Consider the following 17362-nt stretch of genomic DNA (forward strand, 5'->3'; position numbering starts at 1 on the left):
GCTTAGCCAGCCAGACTTATCGCACCGGACGAGCTATTCGCAGCCGGTCGGAAGTTGCATTGCGACCAACCACCACCCTTCCCCCGAAGCCGCAGTTGTATTGCAAAGGATCGCCGAGGGGCGGTCAATCGGGAACGTTATCGATCCCGTGGCCGCCGAAGGGACCGCATGTGGCGACGCGCTTGGCCGACAGCCAGCCGCCGCGCCACAACCCATGGCGGGCGATCGCTTCATAGGCATATTCCGAACAGGTCGGCAGATGCCGGCAATGGCCGCCGACCAGCGGCGAAAAGGTCAGCTGGTAAAGCCGTACCAAGCCGACCCCGAACAGCCGGCCGGGCGTCTTCCGCCACGGTCCGGTGTAATTACGCGAGATCATAGTCGGCGGTGTCGGCATCGGGGAGCAAAGCTTCGATTCTGGCACTGCAATCGGGGATATCCCGAACCGCCGTCCACCAAAGTCGGTCAAAGGAGATCGGGTCATCGCGGTGAACGGGAACATGCCGCATTGCGGCCGCGAGTGTCAGCCGCAGCTCCGGATGGGCCTGCGATAACATCGGATAGGTCTTGATGATCCCGACCGCAATCTCGTCCAACAGTTCGACCGCTATCGACAGGGCCAATTGGCGACGGTCGTTGGTCTGCAGGTTCGCAGGACTCATCTCGGGCAAAATGGGTTCAGCCCGTCGACACGCCGCCGACAAGCCGACGAGACGATCCATGAAACCGTCGGGGAGATCCTGCGGCGCGGTCACAGCGGTCTGAAGGACGGGCTGATCCGGCGAAAAACCGGATCCGAAAAATCGCCATCGGTCCGAACTTCGATGCGGGTCTGCGATTTTGAGGACAACTTTTCCTCCAAACGAGCCAGGTCAAACAGCGAAAACTCGCCCGCGGCCTCGACGATAATGTCGAGGTCGCTCTCCTCCGTATCCTCCCCCCTCGCGACCGAGCCGAAGAAAGCGGGGATTGCTCACAGGATAACGCGACAGGATCTCGCGGATCGTTTCACGATGCTTCTCAAGCGCTTCAGATGGCTTCATCCCGACAGCTCCTGCGAATGGATCGAACGCGCCGTTCTGTCGCATTCCCGCTCAGGCGGCCTCGCCCCGCCCCGCCTGTTCGATCGTATCGAGGGCTTCGACCACCGCATCGAAGGTCAGCATGGTCGAGGCATGGCGCGCCTTATGGTCGCGCACCGGCTCCAGATATTTCAGATCCGCGAACCGGCCGGTCGGTGGCCGACCGTTTTCCTTCAGCATGGCCCGCATCGTCTCGCGCACCGCCCGTAATTCCTCCGGTGTCGCGCCGATGATGTTGCGAGCCATCACCGCGGACGACGCCTGGCCGAGGGCACACGCCTTGACCTCATGGGCAAAGTCCTCGACCCGGCCCTCTGCGATCTTCAGGTCGATGGTCACCGTCGAGCCGCAGAGCCGCGAATGGGCGGTCGCACTGGCATCGGGCTGCTCCAGCCGGCCGATGCGCGGGATATTGCCGGCAAATTCGAGTATCTTCGCATTGTAGACATCGTCGATCACGGCATAGTCCTCATTAAGAGGTTTTTGATTCACGCCCTGTCAAAGGCCGGTTTTCCAAATTATATAGGTTGCTGGGCACCGCTTCGATAGGGGCCGCCGACAGCGGTCAATGCGCCTTCGGACGATCTCACTTTGGACGATCTCACTTGGGCGCCTTCATGATCCGTGAGGAACAACCATCGTGAAAAATCCTCTGTCCGTCGCGCAGCAAGGACGCCTGAACGGTGCGCCCGATCACCATTCGCTTTGGATGGCCGCCCGCATTCCGACGCTTTCGGAGAATGAGAACATGGAAGCCGTGATCAAGAAATTTCCCGAAAAGTCGGATGACGTCAGACCCGAACGCCCGAGCCGCGAAGAGGCCGAGCAGGCCGTCGAGACGCTGCTGCGTTGGGTCGGTGAGGATCTCTCGCGCGAAGGGCTGAAAGAGACGCCGAAGCGCGTCGTCAAGGCCTATGAAGAGCTCTTCAGCGGCTACCATCTCGACCCGAACGACGTTCTCGGCCGGGTGTTCGAGGAGGTTGCTGGCTATGACGACGTCGTCCTCGTCAAGGACATCAAGTTCTACTCCCACTGCGAGCATCACATGGTGCCGGTGATCGGCAGGGCGCATGTCGCCTATCTGCCCGACGGCAAGGTGCTCGGCCTCTCAAAGATCGCCCGCCTGGTCGATATGTTCGGTCGCCGCCTGCAGACCCAGGAGGCCATGACCGCACAGATCGCCGACGCGCTCGATCAGGCGCTCAAGCCGCGCGGCGTCGCCGTCATTCTCGACGCGGAGCATCTATGCATGTCGATGCGTGGGATCCGCAGTCACGGCTCATCGACGATGACGACCACCTATCGCGGTGTCTTTGCCGACGACACCGAGCGCCAGGATCGCATCCTCCGCCTCGTCGGCGCGGGCAACTGATCGCTCATCACGCCATGATGGAGACGACTTTTCCGCTGCCTTCCTCCGACACGGTCGAGCAGGAAGAAGGCACCACGCTGCGGCCGCGTTTCGACATAAACGGCTTGATCACGGCCGTGACCACCGATCATCAGAGCGGTGAGGTGCTGATGGTTGCCCATATGAATGCCGAAGCGCTCGAACGCACGATGGCAACCGGTATCGCCCATTACTGGTCGCGATCGCGCAAGACCCTTTGGAAAAAGGGCGAGAGTTCCGGTGCGTTGCAGATCGTGCGTCAGATCCGCATCGACTGCGATCAGGACGCCGTCTGGCTGAAGGTCGTGTGCGAGCGCAAGGAAGATACCTGCCATACCGGCCGTGAGAGCTGCTTTTACCGGGCCATCAGCCCGGATGATGGCAGGCTGAAAATTCTCGTCGCGCCGCCATCGGCCGATTGACAGTCACGCGAGGGCCGCGTCCCGATGCCACGTCGCTCCTTAACACGATGGTCAAGAGTTCGGCCTAGGCTGACCAAGCGAAAGGAACGAGACCGGAGAGCGGATATGCTGGAGCGCGTATTCAGTTGGCGCGAAGACCCGCCCGCCCCTACGGGGTTGGCCTCTCCGATCGTGTCCGCCAAGCCAAAGCCGAAGAACGGCATTGCCTTGGCGCTCGGCGGCGGCGCCGCGCGAGGCTGGGCTCATATCGGTGTGCTGAAGGCGCTCGACGAATACGATATCCCGATCTCGATGATCGCCGGCACTTCGATCGGCGCCCTCGTCGGCGGCTGCTATCTCGCCGGCAAACTGGCCGAGCTGGAGGAATTTGCCCGCTCTCTGACCAAGCGCGGCCTGATCCGCTATCTCGACTTCCGCATCGGCGGCTCTGGCCTGATTGGTGGCCTGCGGCTCAGCAAGCGCCTGACCGAGGCGCTGCACGAAACCCGGATCGAGGATCTCGACCGAACGCTGATCTGCGTCGCGACCGACGCGGAGACCGGCCATGAGGTCTGGCTCGATTCCGGCTCGCTGGTCCTCGCCATGCGGGCGTCCTATGCGCTGCCCGGCGTCTTCGAACCGGTCTTTTGCGGGGGGCGCCGGCTGATGGACGGCGCCCTGGTCAATCCGGTTCCCGCCAATGTCTGCCGAGTGTTCGAGCAGCAGAACGTGATGGCGGTCAACCTCCACTACGACCTGTTTGGTCGGGCCGCCGTGCTGCGGATGCGGGCCGTGGAGGATGATGCCGCGCCCGACGCGGTCTTCCGGCCGGTCTCGCCGCAGGACGAGATGACAGATGCGTCCCAGCGCCGCAAGAAGCTCGGCCTGACTCGAACGATGGTCGACGCTTTCAACATCATCCAGGACCGCATCTCCCGGGCCCGGCTCGCGGGCGATCCCCCCGACCTGTCGCTGCAGCCGCGGGTCCGCGATATCGGGCTGTGGGAGTTCTTCCGCGCCGCCGAGGCAATCGAGATCGGCTACAGCGCCACCAAAAGCCGCATCTCCGAAATCCATCGCCTGGCCGAAAGCGACCACCCCGAGTTGATGCGCCTTTGACGCGCCGTCCGCCCTTGCCGCGCCGCGCTTAGCCTGCGGCGATGTATTCGCGCATCTTCTCCGCGTCGCGCTCGGCCTGTTCGATCTTGTTCTTGACGATGTCGCCGATCGAGACGAGGCCGACCAGACGGCCGTTCTCGACTACCGGCAGATGCCGGAATCGGCCTTTAGTCATCGTAGCCAGAAGATCGTCGATCGGTGTTTCCAGACCGCAGGTCTTGACCTTCACGGTCATCGCTTCGCCCACCGGCTTATCGAGGACCTCGGCGCCGGACTTGGCGAGCACGCGCACGATATCGCGCTCGGAAATGATGCCAGCGACACCGCCCCGGCCATCGACCAGGACGATCGCACCAATGCGGCGTTCGGCCAAAACGCTGACCGTCTCGGCCAACGTGGCCTTGGCGTCGAGCGTATAGACCTCGGAGCCTTTCACACTCAGGATATGACCGACATTCATACTCGCCTCCCTTACCGTTTTGTAAGAAAAGTGAGCCAGACGACCGCGAAGGGCAAGAGCCCAGCGCACATCAAGGCCACAATTGTTCGTGGTCGATGAGCCGCTCTTTGCCTTCCGGGCCCGATCAGCGGTGCGGCGTAACCCGGCGATCGAACAGCGGCAGACCCAAGAAGCCAAAAACGAAGCCGCCGAGATGAGCTTCCCAAGCGACTTGCGCTCCGCCGGTAAAGGCCCCGCCAAGACTGGTGCCAAGGAGAAAGTTGGTCCCGAAGAAAACCAGCGCAAATACCAGCACCGTGCGCTCGCGTAGCGCCTCGCCGATCGGCATGCAGGGCGCATTCGCCCCGGCGTCGAAACCACCAAATGGCGCGCGCCGCACGAAGGCGAAGCGACAGGCGCCCCCCATCAGAGCCGACACCGCACCGGAGGCGCCGATGACCGGCTCGAGCAAGTTCGGATTGAAAGCGTAGAATACCGCCGCCCCGGCCAGCGCGCCGACCGCGGTGAACATCAAGAACCCGATATTGCCGAGCCGGCGCGCCACCGGCGTGCCAAAAGCCAGGAACCACACCGTATTGACGCCGAAATGCGTCCAGTCGCCGTGAAGAAACGCATAGGTCAGCGGCGACCACAGATCGGCGCCGGGCGAGCGCGCCAGACAATCGGGAATGGCCGAACCGTAGCAGCCGGGGATGAAGGCGAAATCGACCAGGAACCGCACGCCGGCGAGATCGCCGAGAGAGGTACGATACAAATGGACGAGGCCCATCACCGCGATCAGCGCGAGAATAACGCCGGGAACGTTGATGGCCGGCGGCCGGCGGGACGGCTCACGCCGGATGTCGTTGTCGGATGAAAGCTCTTCCTGTGCCACGATCTCTCCAGCAGCCTCCAGCGTCGCCTCACATCGCATCAGATGGTCGCAATCCAGGATGCGCCCGCCCGACCGGCATGAGCGGCCACGCGTTTATCGCACCATCCGCATCGCCGCGCTTGCGATCGCCATTCCTCGACCGTTGCAATCCGCCTCTAACGCATCGGCCCGAAAATCGAAATCGATTTTCGGCAAAGACCAATGTGTCGCGTCCATCAGTGAGAGTCTCCGTTTGTGCGTTCCGTCACACGCATGGCGCCTTATCAGGGCGGCGCCGCCGAGGCGAGAGGACGGGATGGCGGCCGGGCTCTGGCCCGGCGTCGCGGCGGCACCGAATGGACACGCTGCACGCCCTCGAATGCCCCTGACGCGCAACGAAAAAACCGCCCGGAAAACCGGGCGGTCAAGTTGAGGTCAGCGATCCTTAACGGATCGCGATCAAATGCGCTAAAAGACCGGACATGTCCGCTGCTCATGGGTAACCGTCTCAATCCCCGCCCGCAACTGATTCTAAAAGTAATCCTTAACACGCCTGAAACCCCGCAATACCGGCGTTTCTTTGCGGGTTTCGGATGGATACGATACAGTGCTTCCACGCTTCCTTAACCCTCCCGAATTAATGGTTGGAAAGGTGGCGCGCGCCAAAATCGAACGGAAAGAACCAGCGGCGATGGACATGATGGCTGAGCCTCCGAAATCGGATACCAGCGACCGTCGCAGATTCAGCCGCGTCGATCTCGATTTGCTCGGCCGCTTCATGCGTGAAGATTTTCAGGAATATCCCTGCCGGGTCGAGAACATGTCGCCGGGCAGCGTCGCGGTAATCAGCCCGGTCGAGCCCCGCGAAGGCGAGCGTATCATCTTCTATGTCGATCACATCGGGCGGCTCGAGGGCAAAGTCTCGCGCATCTACCCCGGCGGTTTCGCCGTCGATCTGATCAACACCGATCGCAAGCGCGAAAAGCTTGCCGCGCAGCTGACCTGGTTCGCCAATCGCGGCGAACTGGATCTGCCCGAGGATCGCCGCCACCAGCGCCTCACTCCGAAGGATCCGCATGTCGAGATCGTTCTCGACGACGATCGCCGCTACCGGGTCAAGATCATCGATCTGTCGCTGTCGGGCGCGGCCGTCCAGTGTCCGGTGCGTCCGGCTCTGAACTCGCGCATCACCCTCGGCATGATGCAGGGACGCGTGGTGCGCCACCTCGAAGAGGGCTTTGCGATCGAGTTCGCCTCGGTTCAGACCGAGCAGTCGCTGCGGTCGCTCCTCACCTGACCCGCCCGGCCATTGCCGCAGCACCGAGACCTCTTCACATTCAAGACTCGCGTGCTGCAACGGCTGGGTTCACCAAAATGAGTTGGTCTTGACCCGAAGATCGATGGTAGCTTCCCTCCGTCGACGACCTGCAGAAGCTCCGGCGATGATCACGATCTACGGCATGCCCGACTCCGGCAATTGCTACAAGCCGCGGCTGCTCTGCGCCTTGACCGGCCAAACGTTTCAGCATGTGACGGTCTCGATGATTGACGGCGGTACGCGCCGGCCCGCCTATCTCGCCAAGAACGCCAACGGCAAAGTGCCGCTGCTCGAACTCGGCGATGGCCGCCTCTTACCGGAATCAAACGCCATCCTCTGGTTTCTCGGCGAAGCGACGGCCTTTGTGCCCGCCGACGCCTTCGCGCGCGCCGAGATGCTCTCCTGGATGTTCTTCGAGCAATACAGCCACGAGCCGGCTATCGCCGTGCGCCGGTCGCTGATGATCCATCCCCACCGGGCAGAGGCGGCGACGCCGGAGCGTCTGGCCGAGACACTCGTCGGCGGTGAAGCGGCGCTGCGGGTGATGGAAGCTCGCCTCGCCGCGCAGGACTGGCTGGCCGGAAGCGGCCCAAGCCTCGCCGACATCGCGCTCTACGCTTACACCCACGTCGCTGAGGAGGGCGGATTCGAGTTGACGACATTTCCGGCGGTGTCAGCCTGGCTCGCCCGCGTCGCCGCCCTGCCCGGCTACCAGCCGATGACGTGGCTCCCGGAAACCTGACGCCAACGCCGGCGACGGCCGGTTCTCTCGTCAGGGCTTCAGCGTTGCCACGAGATCGGCGAAACGCTCGCCCTGGACGAGGATATGCCCCTTCAGCTCCGCTTCGGCCCCCGGCCCGTCGCCGGCTTCGATCGCCGCGACGATCCGCCGATGCTCGGCCAGCGACTGGCGCATCCGATGCGGAAAACGCAGTTGCAACCGGCGGAAGGCTTTGAGCCGCAGATGCAGGCGCCGCGCCTCGCCGGCCAGGAAGGCATTGCCGCAGGCGTCGTAGATCGCCTCATGGAACCGCTCGTTCTCGTAATAATAGGCGTCGTGGGCCTCCCGGTCCGCCGCCGCTTCACAAGCGACCAGCGCCGTCTCCAGGCGCTTGGCGCCCGCCGCGTCGATCCGCCGGGCGGCAAGCCGACCCGCCATCGCCTCAAGCTCCGCCATCACCTCGAACATTTCGACGAGTTCGGCGAGCCCCATCGCCCGGACGAAAGCGCCCCGATTGGGAATGCGTTCGACGAGGCCGCCAGCGACAAGCTGATTGATCGCTTCGCGCACCGGCGTGCGCGAAACACCGAAGCGCGCGGCGATGACCTGCTCGTCGAGACGCTCGCCGGCCGGATGCGTTCCGGTCGCGATCTCCTGCTCGAGCCGATCGCGAATGTCACCGGCTTTGCGCTTGACGCCGCCGGCCGGCCCAGCCGACGAAGCGGCCGGCAAACTCCGATCCGCCGGCTCGCCGGCCTTTAATGTCGAAGGGGCGGTGTCGATCGCGCTGTCCATCGATCCGTGCATCGTGTCGTTTCAGGAAAATGCCAAAGCCATTCAATCGTATACAATCGACTTGACACCGTGTGCAAGTCGATGTTGGCTCGAGACCGAGGGCTTGGAGGAGCCTCTAACGCATCGACCCGAAAATCGGGATCGATTTTCGGCAAGGCCCGATGCCGTTGCTTGCATGAGTGGTTGCTTGCATGAGTGAGAGCGTCTTTCGTGCGTCCTGTCGGATACGCGGCGCTCTCAGCGGCGGCCGTTGACCGGCCTCTGCCTCAATTTGGGAGGAAATGCCATGAAACGACTGCTGATTTCGACGATCTGCGGCCTCGCGCTTTGCGGCTCCGCCGCAGCCGCCGACATCACGCTGCGCGCCTCGCATCAATGGCCGGGGGGCAAGGGCGACGTGCGCGACGAGATGGTTCGCATCATCGGCAAAGAACTGGAGAAGGATAATGTCGGCCTGAAGCTGCAGGTCTTCCCGGGCGAGTCGCTGTTCAAGGCGAAGGATCAGTGGGGCGCGGTGACCAAGGGCCAAGTCGACATCACGGCCTTCCCTCTCGACTACGCCTCGGGTCGGCATCCCGCCTTCTCTGCCACCTTGATGCCCGGCCTCGTCGGCAATCACGAACGCGCCGCGCGGCTCAACGATTCGCAGTTCATGAAGGACATCAAGGCGGAGATCGAAAAGGCCGGCGCGATTGTTCTGTCCGACGCGTGGCTGGCCGGCGGTTTCGTCTCATCGAAGGAATGCATCACCGCGCCGGAGACCGCAAAGGGCCAGGTTCTGCGCGCCGCGGGTCCCGCCTTCGAGCAGATGCTCGTCGGCGCCGGCGCGTCGATCTCCTCGATGCCGTCGTCGGAAATCTACACGGGGATGCAGCAGCACGTTCTGACCGGCGCCAACACCTCGTCCGGATCGCTGGTTTCCTATCGCATCTACGAAGTGTCGAAGTGCCTGACGGCGCCAGGCAAGAACGCCCTATGGTTCATGTATGAGCCGATTCTGATGTCGAAGCGCTCCTTCGACCGGCTGGACGAGAAGCAGCAGAAGGCCATCCTCGCCGCCGGCAAGGTGGCGCAAGAGTATTTCTCCGGCGAAGCCAAGAAGCTCGATCAAAAGCTCGTCGATATCTACAAGAAGAACGGCGTGAAGGTTGTCACCATGTCGAAGGAAAACTACGACGCCTGGCTGAAGATCGCCAAGCAGACCTCCTATAAGGAGTTCGCCAAGAAAGTGCCGAACGGCCAGAAGTTGATCGAAGAGGCGCTGGCGGTCAAGTAATCACGCCGGTCCGACGGTCGGGGACGGCACGTGTCGTCCTCGTGCCAAGCTTGAGCAGCGCGGACCGGCTACGCTCGCCGCGCTCCTCGTTCCTTCCCTTCGGCCGGCTCTTCGGCAGACATTCGGGTTCGGCACCATGCGTCTCTTCATCCAGGCGATCTCGGCGATCTCGCGCGGCCTCGGCCTCGTCGCCGGCCTGCTTCTCTTCTCCGCCGTCCTGTCGGTGAGCCATATGGTTTTCGTGCGCTCGGTGCTCGGGCATTCGACCGTCTGGCAGACCGAATACACCGCCTATGCGATCGTCGCGGCAACGTTTCTGGGAGCGCCTTGGGTGCTGATCCAGCGCGGCCACGTCAATGTCGACCTCCTGCAGCTCGCCGCGCCGGCGCCGATGCGTCTCGTGCTGCAAATCCTGTCGGCCCTTGCCTCACTGCTCTTCGTCGGCCTGCTGGCCTATGCCGGCTGGTACCACTTCGAAGAAGCCTGGACGAATGGCTGGACTAGCGACACGGTCTGGGCGGTGCCGCTGTGGATGCCGCTGCTGCCGATGCCCGTCGGCACGGTGATGCTGGCGCTGCAATATGTCGCCGAGATCATGCGCCTCATCCTCGACGGGGCCGACGACGTCGGTCACGAGCCGGCTCTGATGTCCGACAGCAGGCGCGAGGCCCGCCCGTGACACCGCTTCTCTCCGGCCTCGTGATGCTCGTGGTGCTGCTCGCCCTGCTGGCGATCGGCACCCCCATCGCCTTCTCCCTCGGCTTGGTTGCCATGGGTGCGCTCTACGCTGTCTACGGCGCCTATTTTCTGCAGACGGTGGGCGAGCAGTTCTTCGGCTTTTTGTCGCCCTTCAGCCTCGTCGCGGTGCCGATGTTCATTCTGATGGGTGCGGCGGTCGCCTCGTCGCCCGCCGGCAAGGATCTTTACGAGGCGTTGGATCGCTGGCTGAACCGAGTGCCGGGCGGGCTGGTCCTGTCCAATCTCGGCGCCTGCTCGATCTTCGCCGCGCTTTCCGGCTCCTCGCCCGCCACCTGCGCCGCCATCGGCAAGATGGGCATTCCGGAGATGCGCCAGCGCGGCTATCCCTCGGAAATCGCCGCCGGCTCGATCGCTGCCGGCGGCACGCTCGGCATCCTGATTCCGCCCTCGGTGACGATGATCATCTATGGCATCGCCACCGAGACCTCGATCGGCCGGCTCTTTCTCGCCGGTCTGTTGCCGGGGCTGATGCTGACGATCTTCTTCATGGTCTGGACGATCATTGCCTGCAAACGGCGCGGTCTCGGCCTGTCGGAACTGACCCAAAGCTTCACCATGCGCGAGCGCTTCGCCGCGCTGCCCCGGGTCATCCCGTTTCTCATCATCATCGCCGGCGTCCTCTACGTGCTCTATGGCGGCGTTGCGACACCCTCGGAAGCAGCCGGCGTCGGCGCGCTGTTCTGCCTGGTCCTCGTCGCGGTGGTCTACGGTCTCTTCAGCCGCAGCTGGAAGTTCTCCAGCATGTCGACGATCTTCCGCGACACGCTCAAGGAGAGCGTGATGATCATGCTTGTGATCGGCGCGGCGGATCTCTTCGCCTTCGCTCTCTCATCAATGTTCATCACCCAGTCGATCGCCCAGGCGATCGCCGACATGGAGGTCAATCGCTGGGTGCTGATGGCGGTGATCAACCTGTTCCTGCTGGTCGCCGGCTTCTTCCTGCCGCCGGTCGGCGTGATCCTCATGACCGCGCCGATCCTTCTGCCGATCATCACCAATGCCGGTTTCGATCCCTATTGGTTCGCGGTCATCCTGACGATCAACATGGAGATCGGGCTGATCACCCCGCCCGTCGGCCTCAACCTTTATGTGATCAACGGCATCGCCCCGGACATCTCACTCGGCTCGATCCTTCGGGGATCCCTGCCCTATGTGCTGTGCATGGTGCTCGGGATCGTCGTCCTTTGCGTCTTCCCCGAGATCGCCCTGTTCCTTCCCAACGTCGTCATGGGGCCGGGAGGATGAGCCGCGTCTCGCTTCTTTCCGATCTGCTCAGTTCGATCGGCGCCAGCAGTTGGTTCGCCGGTGACGAGGCACCGATGCGGGTCGAGGTGCCGGAGATCGCAGCGCTCTGCCATCGGCTGGTGTCCTCGCGCGGCGAAGCCACCGGCGTGCGAATGGCGGCCGATGTGATCAACGGCGTGCGCGGCCTCGACGACAAGGGCATCAAACGCTTCTTCCATATGCTGGCCGAGGAGTTTTCGCCCGATCCGATCGACCTGGCGGAGGCCGCCACGGCCTATGCGGCCGATCCCAATCCGCAGACCCTGCGCCACCTCCAGCATGTGGCCGAACCGCCGCGCCAAGAGCTGTTCCGGCGCCTCAATCTCGCGCCCGGCGGAACCGCCGAACTGGTCAAGCTGCGTGAGCGTTTGTTGCCCTTGATGCGAAAGGATCCGGTGCGGCTCGGGCCGGTCGACACCGATCTCGTGCACCTGTTCCAGTCCTGGTTCAATCGCGGCTTCCTGCTGCTACGCCCGATCGACTGGAACACCCCGGCCTCGATCCTGGAGAAGATCATCCAATACGAGGCGGTCCACGCGATCGGCGATTGGGACGAATTGCGCCAACGTCTCGCCCCCAGCGACCGGCGCTGCTTCGCCTTCTTCCACCCCTCGATCCCGGATGATCCTCTGATCTTCGTTGAGGTGGCGCTCACCGACGAGATCCCGAGCTCGATCGCCGCCGTGCTCGATCCGGATCGGCCGGTGATCCCGGCGGAACAGACCCAGACCGGCGTGTTCTATTCGATTTCCAACTGCCACAAGGGACTCGCCAGCGTTTCCTTCGGCTCGTTCCTGATCAAGCAGGTGGCCGAGGATCTGAGGGAGCATTTCCCCAATCTGAAGACCTTCGTCACCCTCTCGCCCGCCCCGGGCTTTGCGGCCTGGCTCGGCGCCCTGCCGAAGGATTTTCGCGAGCGCCTCGAGCCGGCCGAGCGCCGGGCGCTGGAACTCATCGGGACCGAGCATTGGCAGGCTGATCCGACGGCGGTCGATGAGGCCCGGCCGGGGATGATGTCGCTCGCCGCGCGCTATTTCCTGCGGGCCAAGCGCCCGGATGGGCGACCGCAGGATCCGGTGGCGCGCTTTCATCTCGGCAACGGCGCGATCCTCAGTCGGATCATGCATCTCGGCGACCCGTCGGCCAGAGGCCTCGCCCAGGCCCACGGCCTGATGGTCAACTATCTCTACGATCTGCCACGGGTGGAGCAGCGCCACGAGGCCTATGCCACAGACGGCGAAATCGCCGCCAGCCGCGCCGTCACCGGCCTGCTTCCCGGCCGCAGCGGACACACTTTGAAGGACGTCGCATGACCAACACGCTGTTCGACGCGCTCTACCAGCACGGCCGCGCCAATCCCGACCGCCGGTTCGCCCTCCTGCCGAACGCTCGCCAGCTCAGCTACGGCGACGTCGAAGCGCTCTCCTCCCGCTTCGCCACCGCGCTCGTCGATCTCGGCGTCAAGCCCGGCGACCGTGTCGCGGTGCAGGTGGAAAAGTCGATCGACGCGCTGGTGCTCTATCTCGGCACGCTTCGGGCCGGCGGCGTCTTCCTGCCGCTGAACACCGCCTATACGCCGGCCGAGATCGACTATTTTCTCACCGATGCGGGACCGACTGTTTTCGTCGCCGATCCGAAGAGGAAAGACGCCCTCACCCCGATCGCCAAGACGGCGGGCGCCACGATCGTCACGCTTGGCGCCGACGGCACCGGCAGCCTTGCTAACGCGGTCGCCGCGGCCGGTCCCGGCTTCGACAGCGTCGCCCGCGCTCCAGAGGATTTGGCGGCGATCCTCTACACCTCCGGGACGACCGGGCGCTCCAAGGGCGCGATGCTGAACCACGCCAACTTGCTCTCCAATGCCGAGGTGTTGTGCGAGACCTGGGGCTTCACCGCCAAGGACGAACTTCTCCATGCATTGCCGATCTTCCACACCCACGGCCTGTTCGTCGCCTCGAACACGGTGATGATCGCCGGCGCCGGGCTGATCTTCCTGCCGAAATTCGATCCCGACGCCGTGTTCCATCACCTGCCACAGGCGACCACAATGATGGGGGTGCCGACCTTTTACACCCGACTTCTCGCCGACGATCGTCTGAACAAGGAGTCCACCGCCCATATGCGGCTGTTTACCTCCGGCTCGGCGCCGCTTTTGGCCGAGACCCACAAGGCCTTCGAGGCGCGCACCGGCCAGCGCATTCTCGAGCGCTACGGCATGACCGAAACCAACATGAACACCTCCAATCCCTATGACGGGGAGCGCCGGGCGGGGACCGTCGGTTTTCCGCTCACCGGCACGGATCTTCGAATTGCTGATCCGGACAGCGGCAAGCTGCTGCCGCAGGGCGAGATCGGCGTCATCGAGGTAAAGGGGCCGAACGTTTTTGCCGGCTACTGGCAGATGCCGGAAAAGACCGCGTCGGAATTTCGCGCCGACGGCTTTTTCATCACCGGCGATCTCGGCTTTATCGATCAGGACGGCTACGTCACCATCGTCGGACGCGGCAAGGATCTCGTGATCACCGGCGGCTACAACGTCTATCCGAAAGAGGTCGAGCTGGCGATCGACGCGCTGGACGGCGTCGTCGAGAGCGCGGTGATCGGGGTGCCGCACAAGGATTTCGGCGAGGGCGTCGTCGGCTGCGTAGTGGCGTCGAAGCCGCTGGAGGAGGACGCGGTCATCGCCGCTCTGACCGCCAAGCTCGCGCGCTTCAAGCAGCCCAAGCGCATCGTCTTCGTCGACGAATTGCCGCGCAACACCATGGGCAAAGTGCAGAAAAACATTCTGCGCGAGACTTACAAGGATCTCCTTGGCGGTTAAGCCGAGACCTGACGCGGGCACACGCTGCGCGCCGGCGGCGGTGTCCGCCGGCCGGGACTGAAAGAACGCCGATGCTCACGCCGAAAAACGGTTGACTTCGCGGCGCCGCATTCGCATCTCCCAAGCCATGCGTGTCGCCGAAGCTGATATTCTCATCATTCCCGGATACAAGGGATCGCCTGACGATCACTGGCAGACCCGTTGGGAGCGCAAGCTCTCGACAGCCCGCCGTGTCGCACAGGCCGAATGGTCAAAACCCGTCGTCGAGGATTGGACCGCGGCCGTCGCCAGCGCCGTCAACAGCGCCAAGCGGCCGGTGGTGCTGGTCGGTCATTCGCTGGGCGTTGCCGCCGCCGTCCACGCCGTGCCGAAATTTACCCGGCCGGTGGTCGGGGCGTTCTTCGTCGCGCCGCCGGATGTCGCGAACGACGCGATCCGGCCCAAGCATCTGCGCACCTTCGGCCCCTATCCGCGCGATCCGCTGCCGTTTCCGAGCGTCGTCGTCGCCAGCCGCAGCGACATGTTCTCCTCCTTCGAAGCGGCGGAGGACATCGCCGGTGCCTGGGGCTCACTGTTCGTCGATGCCGGCGATGTCGGCCATCTGAATGCCGAGAGCGGCCATGGGCCGTGGCCCGAGGGCCTATTGACCTTCGGGCGTTTCATGAGCCGGTTGTCGCCGGCATCCGCCTGACGGCGCCGGCGCACAGCTCAGTCGTCGTGGACCTGCTTTTCGGCCTCGGCCAAAAGCTCCGCCATGTGCCGGTGGATTTGATGGTCGGACTGATCCACGCCGGCGCCGTCGAGATCGGCGCGGATCTTTTGGAAAATCCCGTCCTCGCCCGGAGTCTGGAAGGCGATGTTGATCACCTCCTGCGCGTAGCGCGTCGCATCGTCGCCGGTCAGACCCATTTTCTCCGCCGCCCATAGACCCAGAAGCTTGTTGCGGCGGGCCTCGATCCGGAAACGGAGTTCCTGATCGTGCAGATAACGCGATTGGAAGTCATGTGCGCGATCGTTGAAGGACATGCATCTTTCCTCACAGCTCGGCCCCGTACGGGCGATGGGCTCTGACATACGGAAAGGCAAGCGGTTTTTGAAGCAAAATCAATTCGCCCAGACGGCATTTGCCAGCCCGGTCTCATCGCGCCGGTGCTGAGCATGGCCGCCCTGACCCGGTGGCGGATTTCACACGGTCGCCCGCCGCCCGCGACCGCGATGTGACGGGCTTGATCGGAGGCGGACTTGCCGCGCCGCTCGCTCGCCGCTTAAACCCGGTCGGCCGCGACAGACACTGCGGCGCCGGCTCGAAAGGACATGCGCCATGCCATCACCGACCGCCGCCACGATCATCTTCGACCTCGACGGAACGCTGATCGACACCGCCCCCGATCTTGCCGCCGCGCTCAATTACTGTCTCGGCGAAGCCGGTCATGGCACCGATGCCTTGGCGGTCGTGCGCCCTGAGGCCGGCCACGGCGCCCGCGCCATGCTCACCGCGGCTTACGCGCGGCGCGGCGTCCCCCTCGACGAACCGATGATGCTTGCCGCCCTCGACCGCTTTCTTGGCTATTACGAAGCCCATATCGCCGATGCCTCCCGCCCCTATCCGGGCGTCGTCACCGCGATGGATGCTCTAACCGAGGCCGGCTTCGAGCTTGCCGTGTGCACCAACAAGCGCGAGAGGCTGGCAACGGTGCTTCTTGACCAGCTTGGCCTGTCGGCCCGCTTTGCGACGATCTGTGGTGCCGACACGGTCGCCCATCGCAAGCCGCATCCAGACCATATCCGCGAAACGCTCGGCCGAGCCGGCGGCAGCGTCGCGGCGGGCGCCATCATGATCGGCGATTCGGCGGCGGACATCGACGCCGCCGATGCCGCCGGTATCCCATCGATTCTGGTCGATTTCGGCTATGCGCCGGAGGCGGACGCCCGTGCAAAGGCGTCGATCACCTTGGCCGATTATCGCGATCTCACCCCCAAGCTGGCGTGGCGGCTGCTCGCACATCGCCCGTAAGCTGCGCCGGTCTGCCCGAATTGTTGCAGCGCCGCGCCGACGGAATGTGAAGACAGGTCGCCGCAGCGCCGATCGCATATTGACGGGAGCGCCTGCAGCGCCCTATAGGCTGTCCCTGCGTCGCCATGCGACGCCGAGCGTGATCCAATCATGTGTGGGGCGATTTTCGCCTGGATCGATGCGGGAAAAGACCAACGGCAGGCCAAGCGTTTCGGCGCGACACGGCCGCAGGCCGAATGGGCGCGTAGCTCAGCGGGAGAGCACTTCGTTCACACCGAAGGGGTCACAGGTTCGATCCCTGTCGCGCCCACCATGATTTTCGATGCTTCACACGAGTTTCGACGCGGCATTACGGCTCACGGCTTTTCACCAGCTCGCCAACGCGGTGACCGTATCGCCGGCCCCGTCGATCAGCGAACCAATCTGGTGAGAGACAAATCGTGCGCCATTCGAAATCGGTGCTGTGACGCGATCTGCGACGCCTTGAGCTGCCGGCGCATGACGATTGCGCTCGGCAATCCGCAAATTTGTACCGGCAGCGCGGTCGCCATCAGACCGTGCTGCGATCGGCAAAGAGGCGACCGGCAGGATCGCGGCGGGTGTCTCGTTTTCGACGAGCCTCGGATCGTGAGATTCGCACCGGGTGCGGCATTCGGTGAACAATGTCACGCCGGATGGAATCGCCAGACCGTGGCCCAGATCGCGGCCCAGATCACGGCTTTGACCGGCTGACGATTTCAGCGCTCGCGCCGGCTCGGCGGCTGGCTGGGGAGAAACGAAGCTGGCCGACGCGATGATGGGCTCGGCTTCGGCTTGGCGGGTGAGACGCGCGGATTTGCCGGCCCGATCGACATCGCCCCTCGCCCCCAGCGGCGCATCGCGGCTTGGGCCGACGGTGCCGTCATGGCCGAAGATGAGCGCATAAAGACCGGCGCCACCGCCGATCGCGTGAAGCGCGACCATGACGGAGCCCGAGATCACGGCCTGCGAAGCAAAGCGGCGCGAAAACCGCGCAATGACTGCGATCATCGAGTGTCCTCGTCCCCGATTGGACCACACCGCCTCCGCT

Annotated in this window: 20 protein-coding genes, 1 tRNA gene and 1 pseudogene; 13 read left to right on the forward strand and 9 right to left on the reverse strand. The window is 63.9% G+C overall.

Going from position 1 to position 17362, the window contains the following annotated elements; all coding sequences use genetic code 11:
• Nucleotides 1-130: 130 nt before the first annotated feature.
• From yidD to J1C48_RS12480, 4 genes and pseudogenes are all read right to left on the reverse strand, one after another.
• Nucleotides 131-397 (reverse strand): annotated as a pseudogene (yidD, locus tag J1C48_RS12465) (membrane protein insertion efficiency factor YidD); the annotation flags it as partial.
• Nucleotides 366-722, reverse strand: a complete 357-nt coding sequence (locus tag J1C48_RS12470) for a HepT-like ribonuclease domain-containing protein (protein ID WP_207258183.1) — start codon at nt 720-722, stop codon at nt 366-368. The pseudogene yidD and the gene J1C48_RS12470, both read right to left, overlap by 32 nt.
• Before the next feature lie 29 nt (nt 723-751).
• Nucleotides 752-970, reverse strand: coding sequence for a nucleotidyltransferase family protein (locus J1C48_RS18980; RefSeq protein WP_343217701.1), 219 nt, complete (start codon nt 968-970; stop codon nt 752-754).
• A gap of 124 nt (nt 971-1094) precedes the next feature.
• The gene (locus J1C48_RS12480) at nt 1095-1541 is read right to left on the reverse strand and encodes an iron-sulfur cluster assembly scaffold protein (RefSeq protein WP_207258184.1); all 447 of its coding nucleotides are present in this window, start codon (nt 1539-1541) and stop codon (nt 1095-1097) included.
• Nucleotides 1542-1830: 289 nt separating this feature from the next.
• Here J1C48_RS12480 and folE point away from each other — a divergent pair, with 289 nt between their 5' ends.
• The 3 genes from folE (at nt 1831) to J1C48_RS12495 (ending at nt 3992) form a co-directional block, all read left to right on the forward strand.
• Nucleotides 1831-2454, forward strand: a complete 624-nt coding sequence (gene folE / locus J1C48_RS12485; protein WP_207258244.1) for a GTP cyclohydrolase I FolE — start codon at nt 1831-1833, stop codon at nt 2452-2454.
• Between the two features lie 17 nt (nt 2455-2471).
• Nucleotides 2472-2894, forward strand: coding sequence for a phosphoribosyl-AMP cyclohydrolase (gene hisI, locus J1C48_RS12490; RefSeq protein ID WP_207258245.1), 423 nt, complete (start codon nt 2472-2474; stop codon nt 2892-2894).
• Between the two features lie 105 nt (nt 2895-2999).
• Complete coding sequence (locus J1C48_RS12495; RefSeq protein WP_207258185.1) at nt 3000-3992, forward strand: patatin-like phospholipase family protein; 993 nt, start codon at nt 3000-3002, stop codon at nt 3990-3992.
• Nucleotides 3993-4020: 28 nt separating this feature from the next.
• Here the strand turns inward: J1C48_RS12495 and J1C48_RS12500 are convergent, their stop codons facing one another.
• Both J1C48_RS12500 and J1C48_RS12505 read right to left on the reverse strand, forming a co-directional pair.
• Entirely contained in the window at nt 4021-4452 is a 432-nt protein-coding gene (locus tag J1C48_RS12500) for a CBS domain-containing protein (protein WP_207258186.1), read from the reverse strand.
• 124 nt (nt 4453-4576) lie between these two features.
• Complete coding sequence (locus J1C48_RS12505; protein WP_343217699.1) at nt 4577-5326, reverse strand: rhomboid family intramembrane serine protease; 750 nt, start codon at nt 5324-5326, stop codon at nt 4577-4579.
• A gap of 670 nt (nt 5327-5996) precedes the next feature.
• Here J1C48_RS12505 and J1C48_RS12510 point away from each other — a divergent pair.
• Both J1C48_RS12510 and J1C48_RS12515 read left to right on the forward strand, forming a co-directional pair.
• A complete protein-coding gene (locus J1C48_RS12510; RefSeq protein WP_231081768.1) occupies nt 5997-6602 on the forward strand; it encodes a PilZ domain-containing protein in 606 nt (201 codons plus the stop codon).
• 145 nt (nt 6603-6747) lie between these two features.
• Nucleotides 6748-7365, forward strand: a complete 618-nt coding sequence (locus J1C48_RS12515; RefSeq protein WP_207258188.1) for a glutathione S-transferase family protein — start codon at nt 6748-6750, stop codon at nt 7363-7365.
• A gap of 30 nt (nt 7366-7395) precedes the next feature.
• Here the strand turns inward: J1C48_RS12515 and J1C48_RS12520 are convergent, their stop codons facing one another.
• A complete protein-coding gene (locus tag J1C48_RS12520; protein ID WP_207258189.1) occupies nt 7396-8139 on the reverse strand; it encodes a GntR family transcriptional regulator in 744 nt (247 codons plus the stop codon).
• A gap of 286 nt (nt 8140-8425) precedes the next feature.
• Here J1C48_RS12520 and dctP point away from each other — a divergent pair, with 286 nt between their 5' ends.
• The 6 genes from dctP (at nt 8426) to J1C48_RS12550 (ending at nt 14970) form a co-directional block, all read left to right on the forward strand.
• Nucleotides 8426-9415, forward strand: a complete 990-nt coding sequence (gene dctP / locus J1C48_RS12525) for a TRAP transporter substrate-binding protein DctP (protein ID WP_207258190.1) — start codon at nt 8426-8428, stop codon at nt 9413-9415.
• A gap of 136 nt (nt 9416-9551) precedes the next feature.
• Nucleotides 9552-10094, forward strand: a complete 543-nt coding sequence (locus J1C48_RS12530) for a TRAP transporter small permease subunit (RefSeq protein WP_207258191.1) — start codon at nt 9552-9554, stop codon at nt 10092-10094.
• Entirely contained in the window at nt 10091-11419 is a 1329-nt protein-coding gene (locus tag J1C48_RS12535) for a TRAP transporter large permease subunit (protein ID WP_207258192.1), read from the forward strand. Before J1C48_RS12530 ends, J1C48_RS12535 begins: the two co-directional genes overlap by 4 nt.
• Nucleotides 11416-12771 (forward strand): malonyl-CoA decarboxylase, encoded by a 1356-nt coding sequence (locus tag J1C48_RS12540; protein ID WP_207258193.1) that lies wholly within the window; start codon nt 11416-11418, stop codon nt 12769-12771. The genes J1C48_RS12535 and J1C48_RS12540 overlap by 4 nt, the downstream gene beginning before the upstream one ends.
• Entirely contained in the window at nt 12768-14279 is a 1512-nt protein-coding gene (locus J1C48_RS12545; protein WP_207258194.1) for a malonate--CoA ligase, read from the forward strand. Before J1C48_RS12540 ends, J1C48_RS12545 begins: the two co-directional genes overlap by 4 nt.
• A gap of 127 nt (nt 14280-14406) precedes the next feature.
• Complete coding sequence (locus tag J1C48_RS12550; RefSeq protein ID WP_207258247.1) at nt 14407-14970, forward strand: RBBP9/YdeN family alpha/beta hydrolase; 564 nt, start codon at nt 14407-14409, stop codon at nt 14968-14970.
• A gap of 17 nt (nt 14971-14987) precedes the next feature.
• Here J1C48_RS12550 and J1C48_RS12555 read toward each other — a convergent pair whose 3' ends face one another.
• Complete coding sequence (locus J1C48_RS12555; protein ID WP_207258195.1) at nt 14988-15305, reverse strand: DUF1476 domain-containing protein; 318 nt, start codon at nt 15303-15305, stop codon at nt 14988-14990.
• Nucleotides 15306-15600: 295 nt separating this feature from the next.
• On the opposite strand from J1C48_RS12555, the gene J1C48_RS12560 reads away from it, so the two are divergent.
• Both J1C48_RS12560 and J1C48_RS12565 read left to right on the forward strand, forming a co-directional pair.
• Nucleotides 15601-16293 (forward strand): HAD-IA family hydrolase, encoded by a 693-nt coding sequence (locus tag J1C48_RS12560; RefSeq protein ID WP_207258196.1) that lies wholly within the window; start codon nt 15601-15603, stop codon nt 16291-16293.
• A gap of 238 nt (nt 16294-16531) precedes the next feature.
• Nucleotides 16532-16606 (forward strand) — tRNA-Val (locus tag J1C48_RS12565).
• A gap of 53 nt (nt 16607-16659) precedes the next feature.
• On the opposite strand, the gene J1C48_RS12570 is transcribed toward J1C48_RS12565, so the two are convergent.
• Nucleotides 16660-17322, reverse strand: a complete 663-nt coding sequence (locus tag J1C48_RS12570; RefSeq protein WP_207258197.1) for a hypothetical protein — start codon at nt 17320-17322, stop codon at nt 16660-16662.
• Nucleotides 17323-17362 lie beyond the last annotated feature (40 nt).

It is taken from the genome of Jiella flava (assembly GCF_017349315.1).
Lineage (GTDB): Bacteria > Pseudomonadota > Alphaproteobacteria > Rhizobiales > Rhizobiaceae > Jiella > Jiella flava.

Coding starts and splice junctions, on each gene's coding strand:
- J1C48_RS12470 (WP_207258183.1), bottom strand. CDS start 722: ATGGATCGTCTCGTCGGCTTGTCGGCGGCGTGTCGACGGGCTGAACCC.
- J1C48_RS12555 (WP_207258195.1), bottom strand. CDS start 15,305: ATGTCCTTCAACGATCGCGCACATGACTTCCAATCGCGTTATCTGCAC.
- J1C48_RS12550 (WP_207258247.1), top strand. CDS start 14,407: ATGCGTGTCGCCGAAGCTGATATTCTCATCATTCCCGGATACAAGGGA.
- J1C48_RS12520 (WP_207258189.1), bottom strand. CDS start 8,139: ATGGACAGCGCGATCGACACCGCCCCTTCGACATTAAAGGCCGGCGAG.
- J1C48_RS12540 (WP_207258193.1), top strand. CDS start 11,416: ATGAGCCGCGTCTCGCTTCTTTCCGATCTGCTCAGTTCGATCGGCGCC.
- hisI (WP_207258245.1), top strand. CDS start 2,472: ATGGAGACGACTTTTCCGCTGCCTTCCTCCGACACGGTCGAGCAGGAA.
- dctP (WP_207258190.1), top strand. CDS start 8,426: ATGAAACGACTGCTGATTTCGACGATCTGCGGCCTCGCGCTTTGCGGC.
- J1C48_RS12515 (WP_207258188.1), top strand. CDS start 6,748: ATGATCACGATCTACGGCATGCCCGACTCCGGCAATTGCTACAAGCCG.
- folE (WP_207258244.1), top strand. CDS start 1,831: ATGGAAGCCGTGATCAAGAAATTTCCCGAAAAGTCGGATGACGTCAGA.
- J1C48_RS12500 (WP_207258186.1), bottom strand. CDS start 4,452: ATGAATGTCGGTCATATCCTGAGTGTGAAAGGCTCCGAGGTCTATACG.
- J1C48_RS12570 (WP_207258197.1), bottom strand. CDS start 17,322: ATGATCGCAGTCATTGCGCGGTTTTCGCGCCGCTTTGCTTCGCAGGCC.
- J1C48_RS12530 (WP_207258191.1), top strand. CDS start 9,552: ATGCGTCTCTTCATCCAGGCGATCTCGGCGATCTCGCGCGGCCTCGGC.
- J1C48_RS12545 (WP_207258194.1), top strand. CDS start 12,768: ATGACCAACACGCTGTTCGACGCGCTCTACCAGCACGGCCGCGCCAAT.
- J1C48_RS12560 (WP_207258196.1), top strand. CDS start 15,601: ATGCCATCACCGACCGCCGCCACGATCATCTTCGACCTCGACGGAACG.
- J1C48_RS12510 (WP_231081768.1), top strand. CDS start 5,997: ATGGACATGATGGCTGAGCCTCCGAAATCGGATACCAGCGACCGTCGC.
- J1C48_RS12495 (WP_207258185.1), top strand. CDS start 3,000: ATGCTGGAGCGCGTATTCAGTTGGCGCGAAGACCCGCCCGCCCCTACG.